We start from the raw sequence: 13,545 nt of genomic DNA, 5'->3' as shown, positions 1-13,545 counted from the left end.
CAAATTTTGCATAACCTCCGGACGGCCGGAAAAAGGCCGAACTTTCGCCCGGAATGGCAGGGCGATTCCGGCGTTTAGTTTGGTCGAATTGTTAATTCTTCGGCAGCGCTGGCGCGCACCAATGGCGCGTTTCAGCGCTCCGAGGCGGGGATGCGGCGGCGCGCGGCGGCCGGTTTCTGACGCTCGGCGAGGAACTCCCACAGCTTGCCGACGATGGTCTTGCCGGGCCGCGCGGCCGAAGGGCGCTCGCGGTAAAGCCGGATTTCCATCTCGATTTCCCATTCCGTGCCGCCACCGTCGGCGCGCGCCAGCAGCTTTTGCTTGACCTCGCGCGTCACCGCCGATTCGGGCAGGAAGGCGATGCCGCGCCCTTCCAGCGCCATCATCTTGAGGCCTTCGGCCATATCGGTTTCATAATGCTGTTCCAGGTGCAGCGCCTGTTTGGTGTCGCTGCGTATCAGGTCGACCATGCGACCCAGATAGGCATTATTGGTATACGAGAGGAAGGGCAGGGGCGACTGTTTGCGCCCCGGCAGCATGAATTCGGGCTGGCGGTTCTTGTCGCAGCGGGCGTAGGCGCGCAGCGCCTCGCGGCCCAGCACCAGCATATCGTAGCGGCCCGGGTCGAGCTGCACCGGCTGGCGCGGATGGTGGTAGCACAGCAGCAGGTCGCAGCCGCCTTCGACCAGCTGCAGCACGGCGTCGTGCACATTGAGCGCCATCAGGCGGCTGTTGATGGGCGCGAAATCGGTTTCCAGCGCCGTGATCCACTTCGGCACGAAAGTCAGCGACAGGGTATGCGGCACGGCCAGGTCGATGCTGGTGAGCGCCGCCACCCGCTTATTGCGCAGCAGTTCGCGCACGCCGTTGATCTGGCCCAGCATCTCCAGCGCCTGCTCGTAGAACACCAGCCCGGCCGGCGTGAGCCGGGTCGGGTAGGAGGTGCGGTCGATCAGGTCCGTGCCCAGCCAGTTTTCCAGCGATTGGATGCGACGCGAGAAGGCTGGCTGCGTCACATGACGCAGCTGGGCCGAGCGGCTGAAGTTATTGGTTTCGACCAGGGAGATGAAGTCTTCCAGCCATTTGGTTTCCATTGCATGATCCGGCGTGCTGACAATCCTCCATTTTACCCGGCGGCGCTGTGGCGGATGTGGCGCATGGGCGTGAACAGCCAGGCGCCCAGCGCGAAGCACACCAGCAGGGCGCCGCCGCCGGCGAACAGCTCGGTCAGCGTCAGGTACTGCAGCACCCAGCCGGTACTCGCGGCAGACAGCGGCGCCAGCCCCATGAAGATGAACATGAAGATGCTCATGGTGCGGCCCATCATCTGCGGCGGCACGCGCTGCTGGATCCAGGTGAACACGGCGATCTGCACGAAGCCGCCGATCAGGCCCAGGGGTAGCATCAGCAGCACGCCTTGCCAGCTGGCGCTGATCGTCCCGACCGGCGCCAGGAACAAGCCCGCCAGCGCATCCACGCTCAGGATCATGGCGCCGAAACTGAGCCAGCGCAGCTTCTTCAGCAGGCCGGAGGCGGCCATGCCGATCAGGGTACCGATGCCGTGCGCGCCCAATAGGACGCCCAGCGAGGCCGCATCGTGCAGCGTATTTTGCGCCAGCAGCGGCATCGCCACCTGCATCGCGCCGCCGACGAAGAAGGACACCAGGCCCCAATACAGGAAGCAGCTGCGCATATCCGTATCGCGCCAGACCATGGTAATGCCTTCGCCCACGGAGCGCAGCAGATGCTGGTCCTGCGGCGGCTTGGCCACATCCAGCGGCTTGACCTGGGACAGCGTCCACGCCGACACCAGATAGCTTACGCAATCGATGCCGAAAGCGATGCCGAGCGCGCGCATGCTGGCCACCGCGCCATTGCCGCCCTCCAGCACCAGGATCAGCGCCGCCAGCAAGGGCCCGGCCAAGAGCGTCAGCTGGCGCAGGCCCATCATGATGCCGTTGGCCGCCTGCAGCAGATTCGGCTCGATGGTTCGCGGCAGCATGGAGCTGCCGGCCGGCACCGCGAAGGCCTGGGCCAAGCCGATGCCGAAGGCCAGCGCGTACACCAGCGACAGGCTGGCCTGGTCGGTCAGCACGGCAAAGGTCAGGGCGCCGAGCAGGAGGGTGCTAGCGTACTTGGTCAGCATCAGCACCTGTTTGGGCGAATAGCGGTCCACCAGCGCGCCGCCCAACAAGATAAAGACCGCGCGCGGAATGCTCATCAGCGCGATCACCAGGCCGAGCGAGAGCGGATCGCCGGTCAGGCGCAGCACCAGCCAGGGCAGGGCGATCAAGGTGAACTGGTCGCCCAGCATGGAGATGGTCGCTCCGCTCATCAGCCAGCGAAAGTTGGCGTTGCCTTTCAGCGCGGCGCTCATGCGCTCATCCCCGCGACGTAGCCGAGCGCCGCCGACATGGCTTCCAGCTGATCCGGCGCCGCGTGGCGCAGCAGCTCATTGCACGTCTCTTTTGACGTGAAGAGCGCGTTATCGAAAATCTCATGCCCGGCCGGCGTGATGGCCGCGTAGCTCACGCGCGCATCGCGCGCATCGGCCTGGCGCGCCACATAGCCCGTCTTCTCCAGCGGCAGCAAGGTACGCGTGACGCCCGATGCCGTCAGGCCCAGCTTCTCCGCCAGATCCACGCGGCGCAGACGTCCGCCCGGCGCTTTCGACAAATGGTGCAGCAACACAAAGTCGCCAAAACTCAGACCATGATGGCCGCCCAGCACCGTATCCAGCCGCCGCACCACCAGCGCCTGCGCCCGCGCCAGCCGCAAGCAAAACTCCAGCGCCACTCCCGACATCTCTTCTTGATCCATGATTACTCCTTGAAAAATACTTGATAAAGCAAGTATATATCAAAAAACAAGAAGACGCACTTTGATCTAGCACAAAAAATGTCCCACCCTGGTGTCAGGCACCAGAGTCGGACATTCCTTGCGCCAGATCAAAGAATGTCCGACCTTAGTGCCTGACACCAGGGTGGGACATTTGCTGATTTGGATCAAAGAAAAAGGCCGCCAGAACGGCGGCCTTGGGGTCAGGCTATTGGGGGATTAGCGCTCGCCCCAGCTGCGGCGCTGGCTGTCGGGACGTGGGTTGCTGCCCTTGTAGCCGCCGCTGCCTTCGCGACGGAAGCCGCCTTCGCTGCCGCGGAAGCCGCCTTCACGCTGGCCGCCTTCGCTACGGTGGCCGCTGCCTTCGCTACGGAATGGCGTGCTTTCGCTGCGGTAGTGGCTTTCCTTGCGCGGGCCGGCGCCTGGCTTGCTGAAGCTGCGCTGGCCTGGCTTGCGGTTGTCGCCTGGTTTCCAGCCTGGACGCGGGGCGCGCGACGGAGCCGATTTCTTCGGCTCGTAGCCTTCCACCACATTGACCGGGATGGTCTGCTTGGTGAAGCGTTCGATGCGCTTGACGTGCATGCCTTCGGCGTGGTTCACCAGGGAGATGGCGAGACCGTTGCGGCCAGCGCGGCCGGTGCGGCCGATGCGGTGCACGTAGTCCTCAGGGAACTTGGGCAGGTCGTAGTTGAACACGTGGGTGATGTTCGGCACGTCGATGCCGCGCGCGGCGACGTCGGTGGCGACCAGCACTTTCACGTTGCCGCGGCGCAGACCGTCCAGGGTGCGGTTGCGCGCGCCTTGGTGCATGTCGCCGTGCAGGGCAGCGGCGGAGAAACCGGCGATGTTCAGGCGGTCGGCGATGGTGTCGGCGTCGCGCTTGGTGGCGGTGAAGACCACGGCCTGGTCCAGCGATTCGTCACGCAGCAGATGGTCCAGCAGGCGGTTCTTGTGCGACAGGTCGTCCACGAAGTGCACGCGCTGCGAGATGTTCTCGTGACGGTTGCTGGTGCTGGTGATCTGGATGACCAGCGGGTCCTTGGTGATGCGGCGCGCCATATTGCCCACCACGCCGTCCAGCGTGGCCGAGAACAGCATGGTCTGGCGGGTGGCCGGGGTGGCTTCGACGATTTTTTCGATGTCGTCGATGAAGCCCATGTCCAGCATGCGGTCGGCTTCGTCCAGCACCAGGATCTCCAGCTGGGAGAAGTCGATCTTGCCCGATTCCATATGGTCGATCAGACGGCCAGGGGTCGCCACCAGAATCTCTGGATTGCGCGACAGCAGTTGCATCTGTTTCGGGTAAGGCATGCCGCCCAGGATGGAAACGGCCTTGATGCGGCGCAGGTTGATGCTGTATTTATCGGTATTCGTGGTGACTTGCAGCGCCAGTTCGCGGGTCGGGGTCAGCACCAGCATCTTCGGCTGGGCAGGACGGAAGCGTGGACGCTCGCCGCGCGCGCGCGCAGCTTGCAGTTCTTGATTGTGAGTGCGGCCACCTGCCGCAGGTTCGGCGTCGGCCAGACGGTGCAGCGATGGCAGCATGAAGGCTGCCGTCTTGCCGGAACCGGTCTGCGAAGACACCAACAGGTCTTTCCCTTGAATCGCGGCAGGCACGGCCTGCTCCTGTACCGGCGTCGGCTTGGTATAGCCGGCGTCGGTCAGGGCTTTCAGGATGGAGGGATTCAGACCAAGGGTTTCAAACGTCATTCTTATCTTTCGTAAAAATCAGGCGCTCGTGCGGAAAAGCAGAACGCAGAATAGCAACGCTAACCAATAACGAAACGACTCTAATACTTTAGAAATTTCGGCACAAAAGCTTTGCGCCGGGACTGTGTCAGGTTTCGACACATAAGGCGGAGGGCTTTAAGCGGCAACCAGATGGGTTGCCAGCTGAGGTTCGCGAAGCTGCTAGTTGTGTAATTCTTTGCAGCTGCGGGGTGTTGCAGCGCACAAGGCGTAACTATACCGTATTTCCGAGCGTTTTGCACGGGTTTTTGTTGGCACCGCTGCAATGAAGCATAAAGTTAACATTAACTAATGGTATCCGGCTGCAAGCCGGCCGCGGGCAACCACGCCTTGCAAAATAATAATTTTGCGAATTTAACCCCGTTTTGTCTTGTGCTCCGTTTAATACCGTGAGTCGAATAACGGACCATAAGGGTTAAATCATGTTGATGCGAATATTTACATTTTTGCTGCTCCTGCTCCTGCTCGCGGCCCAGGCCCAGGCGCAAATCGCGCGCTGGCCGCTGATGCGGGTGCCGGAGGCAAGCGAGCCGGTACGCCTGCAAAGCCTGGCGATACGCGGCGCCGTCAGCGGCAGCATGGCGGAAACCACGGTGCGCATGGTGTTCTTCAATCCGAACCTGCGCCAGCTGGAGGGGACGCTGGAGTTTCCGCTGGCCGAGGGCCAGCAGTTGACCGGTTTTTCCCTCGATATCGACGGCGCGCTGCGGCCGGCCGTGCCGGTGGAGAAAAAACGCGGTCGCGAGATTCTGGAGGCCGAGGAGCGGCGCGGCATCGATCCCGGCCTGCTGGAACAGACCGTGGGTAATCAGTTCCGTTTGCGCGTGTATCCGATTCCGGCCGGCGGCAGCCGCACGGTGGAGCTGCGCTATGTCGAAACGCTGAAACGCGAGCAGGGTCGCCTGGCCTGGCTGCTGCCGCTGTCTTACGGCGCGCTGCCGCAGGATACGCGGCTGGAGCTGGATTTGAACGGTGTGCGGGAAGAGCCGGCGCAGATCGACGCGTCCGGCCTGCTGAATTTTGAACGTCACGCCGGCGGTTATCGCGCGCGGCTGGCGCGTCCCTTGAAAGCGGCGGATGGCGCGCTGAAGCTGCTGCTGGACGCCGATCTGGCGCAGCGGGTGTATGTGCAGGAGTTTGGCGGCGCGCGCTATTTCATGGCCGAACTGCCGGTCGGCACGCAGCGCGTGGCGCGGCCGCTGCCGAAGGTGGTGGGGCTGCTGTGGGACAGCTCCGGTTCCGCCGCCAGCCATCCGCATGAGGCGCAGTTGCAGGCGCTGGACCGTTACTTCAAGGCGCTGGGCCGCGCCGAGGTGCGCCTGACCCGCCTGCGCGACCGTGCCGAAGCGCCGCAAGTCTTCCGCATCGCCGAGGGCAACTGGGAGGCGCTGCGCAAAGCGCTGTCCACCACCGTGTATGACGGCGCCAGTGCGTTGAGCGACTGGAAGCCGCAAGCCGATGTCGGCGAATATCTGCTGTTCAGCGATGGCTTGAGCAATTACGGCGGTCAGCGTTTCCCGGCGTTGGCGGCAAACCAGCGCCTGTATGCGTTGGCACCGCAACTGGGCGCGGACACGGCTCGCCTGGCTTCGCTGGCGGAGCGTAGCGGCGGCCAGCTGATCGCCATCGATCCGCAGCGTCCCGAAGCGGCAGCGGAGGCTTTGCTGGGCGATGGCCCGCAACTGCGCGCCATAAACGCGTCCGGCGCCGGCGAGCTGCTGGCCGACGTGGCTGGCGCGCGCGATGGTCTGCTGCGCGTTGCGGGCAAGCTGTCGGCGTCCACAGCGCGCATTGAGCTGACGGTGCTGGAGCAAGGCAAGCCGCGCGCCATTGCTTTCGATATCGACGCGGCTACGCCGTCCGGCAGCCTGGCCGCCTGGTGGTGGGCCAGCCGCAAGCTGCAGGAGCTGGATGGCGAGCATGAGCTGCGGCGCGGCGCAATCCGCCGCCTGGGCGCGGAATTCGGCATCCCCACCCGCGAGACTTCGCTGATCGTGCTGGAAAGGCTGGAGGACTATGTGCGTCATGAGGTACTGCCGCCGGAGTCCATGCGCGCCGCATACGAGAAGCTGAAAATGGTGCGCGGCCAGCAGCTTGCGCAAAAGCGCCTGAAGCAGCTGGATAGTGTGGTGCGCGCCTTCGAGCGCAAGGTGGCATGGTGGGAGAAGGGCTACCCCAAGGACATTCCTTTGCCGGTGAAACCGAGGCCGCCCGTGGTGCTGCAAGATGGCGTATACCAGCGCAGCGAATCGCCGCAAGCGATGCCGCAGCCCGCGCCGGCGCCAGCCGCGCCGCCACCGCCGCCGTCTTATCTCGCGCCTGGTGGAATGGCATCGAACTTTGCCCGTGCCGATACCCGCATGGTGACGGTGACGGGTTCAAGTATCTCCCGCGATGTCGAACGGGAGTCCAGGCAGAACGGCGGCGCGTCGATCGCGCTGAAGAAATGGCAGGCCGACGCGCCCTATATCCAGCGCATGAAGGCTGCCGCGCCGGACAGGATTTATGCCGTGTATCTGGACGAACGGCCCTCCTACCCGAACAGCAGCGCCTTCTTCCTCGACGCCGCCGGCATCCTGTTCGAGAAGGGACAGCGCGAGCTGGCCCTTCGCGTGCTGTCCAATCTGGCCGAGATGGAGCTGGAAAACCGCCAGGTGCTGCGCGTGCTGGGCTACCGTCTGATGCAGGCCGGTGCGCCCGAAATGGCGGTTCCGGTATTCGAGCAGGTGCAGTTGCTGGGCGAGGAGGAGCCACAATCCTTCCGCGACCTGGGCCTGGCGCTGGCCGACTGCGGACGCTGGCAGCGCGCCGTGGACCAGTTGTACGAGGTCGTGCTGCGGCCCTGGGATGGGCGCTTCCCCGAGATCGAGCTGATTGCGCTGGCCGAGATGAATGAGACGCTGGCGAAAGCGCAGGCCAAGGGCGTCAAGGTGGATGTGGGCCAGATCGATTCGCGCCTGCTGAAAAACCTGCCGCTGGATCTGCGCGTGGTGCTGACCTGGGATGCGGACAATAGCGATATGGACTTATGGGTGACCGACCCGAACGGCGAGCGCTCCTTCTATGGCCACCGCCTGACGTACCAGGGCGGGATGATGTCGCCTGATATGACGGGCGGATATGGTCCGGAAGAATTCTCGTTGCGCCATGCAAAGCCTGGCGTCTACCGGGTCGAGGCCCATTTCTATGGGCACCGCCAACAGGTCGTCGCCGGCGCCACCACCTTGCAGCTGAAGTTCAGTACCGGCTTCGGCACGGCGGCGGCCAAGGACCAGATGGTGACGCTGCGCCTGGCGGGGCAGGGCAGCACGGTGCTGGTCGGCGAGTTTGAGGTGAAGCCGAAGAAGTAAGCTTTAGTCCTTCGGCACTTGCAGGCGTTCCAACAGCTCCTGCGGTACCGGATAGTTCGGATAGGCCTGGCGGAAGCGCGGCCATTCCTCCAGCGCATCGCGCCGCAGGCCCGCTTTCAGCATCTCGTCGATGGCCGCCAGCCAAGTTTCGGGCGACACGGCGTCCTGCTGCGGGGAGATGATCCTCGACCCCGTGATCTGTACCCTGCGTTCCGCGATCGCGCCACTTACAGCCGGAGGTGGCGCGCCAAACGATGGCGCCGGAGGGGGCGGCGGCGCCAATGCTGCGGGTGGAGCAAGCTTGAATTCCGGCGCGGCTTGCGGAGCGCGCTGGAACTCCCGCGTTGCCACGGCGTCCGCGCTTGGCGGCGGCGCGGTGCGTTCAATGTCATTCGGCGCTGCTTGAGTTGGAGCTGCCGCTGGCGCTGGCGCGGCTGGAACCGGCGTGACTGGAGTCGGTTTGATTGGCGCCGGTATAGCTGGAGCCGGTGTGGCGAAGCTGCCGGGCCTCGCCGCTTGAACGGCGGCTCGTTTTTCCCGCGCATTATCCGCTTGGGCATCATGTGCCGCAGGCGCGGTGCTCTCCATGTTTGCGCTGGTTGGAGCTGGCGCAGGCGCGGCCAGCGGCTGAGGCGCGGTGGTTTGCGTCTCATGCTCCTGCAATTTCAGCACTACGCTCAAGCTCAGTATGAAGGATGCCGCCAATCCCAGCGGCAGTTGCCAGCGCGTCCAGCGTTTGCGCGCGGGCGGCCGCGCGGCGGGCGGTGTTGCCGGTGCGTCGTTGGCGGCGGGCGTGGCCCGATGCGCCGGCGTGGAAGTGGCGGCAAGATCGGCTTGCACCGCCGCCAGGATGGCCGCATCCAGCGCCGCGGAAGGCGCGGGCTGCGGCAGGGCCGTCAGCTTGCGCTCCAATTCCTGCTGATCCAGCTGGTCCTTGTCGGCCTTCATGCTTTTTCCTCTTGCGGCTTGGCTTCGTGCGCGAAGTGTTCGCGCAGCTTGCGCATGGCATAGCGTAGCCTGCTTTTCACCGTTTCGCCCGGAACCTCGCACAGTTGCGCGATTTCTTCGATGCTCAGGCCACTGAAATGCTGCAGCACCAGCGCATCCTTCTGCTCGGCGGGAAGCTGGCGGATGGCCGCATGCAGCGCGCCGGTCTGCTGGCGCTGATCGAGCGCGGCGTCGGCCAGGGCGACGGGCGGCGCCGCTTCAGCCAGCATATCGGCGATGAAATCGCTTTCCTGCGCCATATCGCCCAATAGCATGTCCTGCTGCTGGCGCTGCAGATCGCTCAAGCGGTTGCGGGCGATCTGATAGAGCCAGGTGCGGAAGCTGCCCTGCGGCTGATAACGGCCGCGCGCGTGGTGCAGGGCCAGCCAGCTGTCCTGCGCCACCTCGTCCACCCATTCGCGGCGCGCGGAGCGCCAGGCGATAAAGCGGTACAAGCCGCGGCTGTGACGGCGATACAGCTCCTGGAAAGCAGCCAGATTGCCGTCGCGGTAGCGCAGCATCAGCTCATCGTCAGGCAGCTCGGACATGGACGGCCAGCGTGGCGCGAACGCTTACTGGTAATCGCTGGAGTTCAGGCCCATCACATGCGAGAAGCCGCCATCCACATAGATGATGTCGCCGGTGATGCCGGAGGACAGGTCGGACAGCAGGAAGGCTGCCGTATTGCCCACTTCCTCGATGGTGACATTGCGGCGCAGCGGCGCGTGGCTGGCGGCAAAGCCCAGCAGCTTGCTGAAGTCCTTGATGCCGCTGGCGGCCAGGGTCTTGATCGGGCCGGCCGAGATGCCGTTGGAGCGGATGCCATGCTGGCCCAGGTTCTCGGCCAGATAGCGCACCGAGGCTTCCAGCGAGGCTTTCGCCAAACCCATGGTGTTATAGAAGGGGATGGCGCGCATCGCCCCCAGATAGGACAGGGTCAGCAGCGAGGAGCCGGGACGCAGCAGCGGCAGCGCGGCCTTGGCCATGGCCGGGAAGCTGTAAGCCGAGATATCGTGGGCGATGCGGAAGTTCTCGCGCGTCAGGCCATCGAGGAATTCGCCGGCGATCGCTTCGCGCGGGGCGAAACCGATGGCGTGCACGAAGCCGTCCAGATGCTCCCATTGCTGGCCCAGATCGGCGAACAGCGCGGCGATCTGCTCATCGCTGCTGACGTCGCAGTCGAAGACCAGGGTGCTGCCGAATTCGGCGGCGAATTCGGTGATGCGTTCCTTGAAGCGTTCGCCGACATAGGTGAAGGCAAGTTCCGCACCTTCGCGGTGACAGGCTTGGGCGATGCCGTAAGCGATGGAACGGTTGGACAGAACGCCCGTGATGAGAATTTTTTTGCCTTGCAAGAAAGCCATGATTACTCCACACAAAACTGCGGCCATGACCGGTACGCGCAGCGCGGCCCGGTGGATATGGCTTATTGTTATTTGAACTACGTTGAATGACGACTAGCGGCCTGCCGGAAACCGGCGCCGCAAGAGTGAAATTGTAGGGGGAGAGAAGCGCGACTGCAACAGATGTGCTGCAGTCGCGGCATGCCGGTGTATCAGCGGATCAATTGCTGCGGCGGTGATTGGCTTTTTTACCGGCTTCAGCGCGCGAGACGCGGGCCTTGACCAGGGAAACCGGGGCATTGCCATTCGATTTGGCGGCGCCGGCCTGGCGATAGCTGCTGCGCTTGTTGCCGCCGCGGTCGGCTTCCAGCGCCACGGTGGCGTTGTCGGCGATTTCGGGCGCGATATCGCTGGTGCTGGCCGAGGTCTTCGGCACCAGGATGGTAGAGCCGGCCTTGAGCAGCGTCTTCTGCGGGATATTGTTCGCCTGGCGGATCACTTCCGGCGTGGTGCCGAAACGTGAAGCGAGGCTTTCGATGCGCTCGCGGGCATTGGTGATCTTGTGCGTGGTCCAGCTCGACAGCGCGCGGCCCCATTGCGCCAGATTCAGGTGGAACTTCTCCGCGTTTTCCTTCGGCAGCAGGATCTGGGTCTGCTCGCCGCCGGTGATGACCGGGCGGTTGAACTGCGGATTCAGCGCCTTGAACTCGTCGATCGACAGCTCGGCCAGTTGGGCGGCCAGGGCCAGGTCGATATCGCTGGTCTTGTCGATGGCGGTGAAGTAAGGCTGGTTCTGGATCATCGGCAGGGTCAGGCCATACTGGGCCGGATTGGCGACGATATTCTTGACCGCTTGCAGCTTCGGCACGTAGTTGCGCGTTTCGGCCGGCATGAGTTCGGCCAAGCTCTCGAAATCGGTCGGCTTGCCGGCGGCCTGGTTGCGCTTGATCGCCTTCTGCACCGAGCCTTCGCCCCAGTTATAGGCGGCCAGGGCCAACTGCCAATCGCCGAACATATCGTACAGACGCTGCAGATAGGTCAGGGCGGCGTCGGTCGAAGCCAGCACGCTGCGGCGCTCGTCCTTGAAGGCATTCTGCTTCAGGTTGAAGTCGCGGCCCGTGCCCGGCACGAACTGCCACATGCCGGCCGCGTTCGCGGTCGACAGGGCTTGCGGGTTGAAGGCGGACTCGATGAAGGGCAGCAGGGCCAGTTCGGTCGGCATGCCGCGCTTTTCCAGCTCGCTCACCACATGGTAGAGATAGAGCGAAGCGCGGCGGGTGGTGCGGTCGATATAGTCGGGACGGGTGCTGTACCAATTGACATGGCGCGTCACCAGGGAATTGTCCACGTCCGGAATCGCGTAACCGGAGCGGATGCGGCCCCAGACGTCTTTTTCGCGGTAAGCCTCTTCCCCGGCCGGTTTGGCGGCAGTCTTGGCGGAAGAAGGGAGGTCGGAAGCGGAGGATTTGGCCGTGGCGGTCGTGGACAGCGGGATCAGATTCGTCGCGGCGGCGCTGTCGCCAGCCTGGCTGATCGCGGGCGCTGCGCCGATTACGAGCGCCGCCAACAGGGGGGTGTACTTAATTCGTGCTTGCATAGTGTTCCATTGTTGTCGCGAGAGAAACATCGGACGGACTATCATTAAACGTGGAGTGTAAGTAAGTTGCGGGGGGCGAGTCAAGGAAATATGTCATCCGGATGACAGTTTATTTGGCTTAATAATGGCGGCAAATACATGGGAATTAACATAAAACTTACGTTAAATAGCGGTATTTGGCGCGATGGGCGCCGGGTGCGTACAATGCTGGCTCAGAGCAATGATTTACTTCAAGGAATAAGCTGATGAGTACCCCTGCCGCCGAGCGCGACGCCGTGATCGCCGCCACCGAAGAATGGCTGGAAAAGGCCGTGATCGGCCTCAACCTGTGTCCTTTTGCCAAGTCCGTGCACGTGAAAAAGCAGGTGCGCTATGTGGTGTCCGAGGCCACCACCCCGGAAGAGCTGCTGGAGCAGTTGATGGACGAGCTGCAATTGCTGGCCGACACCGACCCCGAGAAAGTCGACACCACGCTGCTGATCCATCCCCACGTGCTGACCGATTTCGAGGACTACAACGAATTCCTCGACGTGGCCGACGCCGCGCTGGAAGACATGCAACTGGTGGGCGAGCTGCAAGTGGCGAGCTTCCATCCGGATTACCAGTTCGCCGACACTGAAAAAGACGATATCGGCAACTACACCAACCGTTCGCCCTATCCCACCCTGCACCTGCTGCGCGAAGACAGCATCGACCGTGCCGTGGAAGCCTTCCCCGAAGCCGAAGACATCTTTGAAAAGAACATCGAAACGATGGAAAAGCTGGGCCACGAAGGCTGGGCCAAGCTCGGTCTGAAAGTGAAGTAATGGCCGACGACGCATTGCCCGAACGGCCCGACACGCCCTGTGTCGCCGTCTGCTCCACCACCTTCGACGAAATCTGCCGCGGCTGCGGCCGCAGCTACGTCGAAGTCGCCCACTGGGTCTCGATGAGCGCCGAAGAGAAAGAAAAAGTCTGGGTGCGCATCCTGTCCCAAGGCTATCCCCGCCGCAACGGCTGACCCCGCCACCCTTTGCGCCAAATCAAACAATGTCCAACCTTGGTGTCAGGCACCAGAGTTGGACATTCCTTGATCCAGCGCAAACAATGTCCTACTCCGGTGCCTGACACCAGGGTGGGACATTGTTTGATTTAGGTCAAATCAGTAGCTGCCGATGAAGTCTTTCTTGCCGATGTCGAGGCCGTTGTGGCGCAGGATGTCGTAGGCGGTGGTGGCGTGGAAGAAGAAGTGGGGCAGGGCGTAGTGCAGCAGATAGGTCTGGCCGACGAAGTGCTTGGTCTTTTCGCCGCTGCCGGTGGTGATGGCGCGCTCTTCGCTGCCGTCAATCGCGTCCTGCGGCAGGCTGTCGAGGAAGGTCAGGGTGCGCGTGATGCGCAGCTTGAGCTCGGCGAGGGTCTTTTCCGTGTCTTCGTAGGCGGGCACGTCTTGGCCGGCCAGGCGGGCGCCGGCGCCTTTGGCGAAGTCGGCGGCAATCTGGATCTGGCGCGTGAACGGCAGCATGTCAGGGAACAGGCGGAATTGCAACAGCGCATTCGGATCGAGCTTTTTGTCCTCGACATGGGCTTCGGCTTTCACCAGGATGGCGTGCAAACTGCCCAGGATCTGCTTGAACACGGGGATGGATGCGGAATACATGGAAAACGACATGACAGGCTCCTGTTAAAAAGTTTGGCGATCATA

The 13,545-nt window shown here is 63.3% G+C and carries 12 protein-coding genes; 3 read left to right on the top strand and 9 right to left on the bottom strand.

Features of this window, described 5'->3' with window-relative positions; all coding sequences use genetic code 11:
* Nucleotides 1-131 precede the first annotated feature (131 nt).
* The 4 genes from FHS03_RS07290 to FHS03_RS07275 all read right to left on the bottom strand — a co-directional run bounded on the left by FHS03_RS07290 (nucleotide 132) and on the right by FHS03_RS07275 (nucleotide 4,548).
* The gene (locus tag FHS03_RS07290) at nucleotides 132-1,094 is read right to left on the bottom strand and encodes a LysR family transcriptional regulator (protein ID WP_183440343.1); all 963 of its coding nucleotides are present in this window, start codon (nucleotides 1,092-1,094) and stop codon (nucleotides 132-134) included.
* A 32-nt stretch (nucleotides 1,095-1,126) separates the two neighbouring features.
* On the bottom strand, nucleotides 1,127-2,377 hold the full coding sequence (locus tag FHS03_RS07285) for an MFS transporter (protein WP_183440342.1): 1,251 nt from the start codon (nucleotides 2,375-2,377) through the stop codon (nucleotides 1,127-1,129).
* The gene (locus FHS03_RS07280; protein ID WP_229426098.1) at nucleotides 2,374-2,820 is read right to left on the bottom strand and encodes a MarR family winged helix-turn-helix transcriptional regulator; all 447 of its coding nucleotides are present in this window, start codon (nucleotides 2,818-2,820) and stop codon (nucleotides 2,374-2,376) included. The genes FHS03_RS07285 and FHS03_RS07280 overlap by 4 nt, the downstream gene beginning before the upstream one ends.
* A gap of 237 nt (nucleotides 2,821-3,057) precedes the next feature.
* Nucleotides 3,058-4,548 carry a DEAD/DEAH box helicase gene (locus tag FHS03_RS07275; RefSeq protein WP_183440341.1) on the bottom strand — a complete coding sequence of 497 codons (1,491 nt, stop codon included), beginning with the start codon at nucleotides 4,546-4,548 and terminating at the stop codon, nucleotides 3,058-3,060.
* Nucleotides 4,549-5,009: 461 nt separating this feature from the next.
* Here FHS03_RS07275 and FHS03_RS07270 point away from each other — a divergent pair, with 461 nt between their 5' ends.
* Nucleotides 5,010-7,937 (top strand): DUF2135 domain-containing protein, encoded by a 2,928-nt coding sequence (locus FHS03_RS07270; protein ID WP_183440340.1) that lies wholly within the window; start codon nucleotides 5,010-5,012, stop codon nucleotides 7,935-7,937.
* A gap of 3 nt (nucleotides 7,938-7,940) precedes the next feature.
* Here the strand turns inward: FHS03_RS07270 and FHS03_RS07265 are convergent, their stop codons facing one another.
* From FHS03_RS07265 to FHS03_RS07250, 4 genes are all read right to left on the bottom strand, one after another.
* Entirely contained in the window at nucleotides 7,941-8,885 is a 945-nt protein-coding gene (locus FHS03_RS07265; RefSeq protein ID WP_183440339.1) for a hypothetical protein, read from the bottom strand.
* Complete coding sequence (locus FHS03_RS07260; protein ID WP_229426096.1) at nucleotides 8,882-9,472, bottom strand: sigma-70 family RNA polymerase sigma factor; 591 nt, start codon at nucleotides 9,470-9,472, stop codon at nucleotides 8,882-8,884. Before FHS03_RS07260 ends, FHS03_RS07265 begins: the two co-directional genes overlap by 4 nt.
* 24 nt (nucleotides 9,473-9,496) lie before the next feature.
* Nucleotides 9,497-10,288 carry an enoyl-ACP reductase FabI gene (fabI, locus tag FHS03_RS07255; protein ID WP_183440338.1) on the bottom strand — a complete coding sequence of 264 codons (792 nt, stop codon included), beginning with the start codon at nucleotides 10,286-10,288 and terminating at the stop codon, nucleotides 9,497-9,499.
* A gap of 199 nt (nucleotides 10,289-10,487) precedes the next feature.
* Entirely contained in the window at nucleotides 10,488-11,864 is a 1,377-nt protein-coding gene (locus FHS03_RS07250; protein ID WP_183440337.1) for a transglycosylase SLT domain-containing protein, read from the bottom strand.
* A gap of 245 nt (nucleotides 11,865-12,109) precedes the next feature.
* Here FHS03_RS07250 and FHS03_RS07245 point away from each other — a divergent pair, with 245 nt between their 5' ends.
* Entirely contained in the window at nucleotides 12,110-12,670 is a 561-nt protein-coding gene (locus FHS03_RS07245) for a DUF1415 domain-containing protein (RefSeq protein ID WP_183440336.1), read from the top strand.
* Nucleotides 12,670-12,864 carry a DUF1289 domain-containing protein gene (locus FHS03_RS07240; protein ID WP_050408492.1) on the top strand — a complete coding sequence of 65 codons (195 nt, stop codon included), beginning with the start codon at nucleotides 12,670-12,672 and terminating at the stop codon, nucleotides 12,862-12,864. Before FHS03_RS07245 ends, FHS03_RS07240 begins: the two co-directional genes overlap by 1 nt.
* Before the next feature lie 141 nt (nucleotides 12,865-13,005).
* Here the strand turns inward: FHS03_RS07240 and FHS03_RS07235 are convergent, their stop codons facing one another.
* A complete protein-coding gene (locus FHS03_RS07235; RefSeq protein ID WP_183440335.1) occupies nucleotides 13,006-13,512 on the bottom strand; it encodes a DUF1993 domain-containing protein in 507 nt (168 codons plus the stop codon).
* Nucleotides 13,513-13,545 lie beyond the last annotated feature (33 nt).

This window comes from Pseudoduganella violacea, assembly GCF_014191875.1.
Classification (GTDB): Bacteria; Pseudomonadota; Gammaproteobacteria; order Burkholderiales; family Burkholderiaceae_D; genus Rugamonas; species Rugamonas violacea_A.
The sequence above is the reverse complement of the archived record's forward strand: the minus strand, read 5'-3'. Positions and strand labels throughout refer to the sequence as shown.

What these genes read in the sequence shown, in the direction of transcription:
- FHS03_RS07280 (WP_229426098.1), bottom strand. Translation starts at nt 2,820, where the DNA reads ATGGATCAAGAAGAGATGTCGGGAGTGGCGCTGGAGTTTTGCTTGCGG.
- FHS03_RS07285 (WP_183440342.1), bottom strand. Translation starts at nt 2,377, where the DNA reads ATGAGCGCCGCGCTGAAAGGCAACGCCAACTTTCGCTGGCTGATGAGC.
- FHS03_RS07275 (WP_183440341.1), bottom strand. Translation starts at nt 4,548, where the DNA reads ATGACGTTTGAAACCCTTGGTCTGAATCCCTCCATCCTGAAAGCCCTG.
- FHS03_RS07260 (WP_229426096.1), bottom strand. Translation starts at nt 9,472, where the DNA reads ATGTCCGAGCTGCCTGACGATGAGCTGATGCTGCGCTACCGCGACGGC.
- FHS03_RS07245 (WP_183440336.1), top strand. Translation starts at nt 12,110, where the DNA reads ATGAGTACCCCTGCCGCCGAGCGCGACGCCGTGATCGCCGCCACCGAA.
- FHS03_RS07235 (WP_183440335.1), bottom strand. Translation starts at nt 13,512, where the DNA reads ATGTCGTTTTCCATGTATTCCGCATCCATCCCCGTGTTCAAGCAGATC.
- FHS03_RS07270 (WP_183440340.1), top strand. Translation starts at nt 5,010, where the DNA reads ATGTTGATGCGAATATTTACATTTTTGCTGCTCCTGCTCCTGCTCGCG.
- FHS03_RS07250 (WP_183440337.1), bottom strand. Translation starts at nt 11,864, where the DNA reads ATGCAAGCACGAATTAAGTACACCCCCCTGTTGGCGGCGCTCGTAATC.
- FHS03_RS07240 (WP_050408492.1), top strand. Translation starts at nt 12,670, where the DNA reads ATGGCCGACGACGCATTGCCCGAACGGCCCGACACGCCCTGTGTCGCC.
- fabI (WP_183440338.1), bottom strand. Translation starts at nt 10,288, where the DNA reads ATGGCTTTCTTGCAAGGCAAAAAAATTCTCATCACGGGCGTTCTGTCC.
- FHS03_RS07265 (WP_183440339.1), bottom strand. Translation starts at nt 8,885, where the DNA reads ATGAAGGCCGACAAGGACCAGCTGGATCAGCAGGAATTGGAGCGCAAG.
- FHS03_RS07290 (WP_183440343.1), bottom strand. Translation starts at nt 1,094, where the DNA reads ATGGAAACCAAATGGCTGGAAGACTTCATCTCCCTGGTCGAAACCAAT.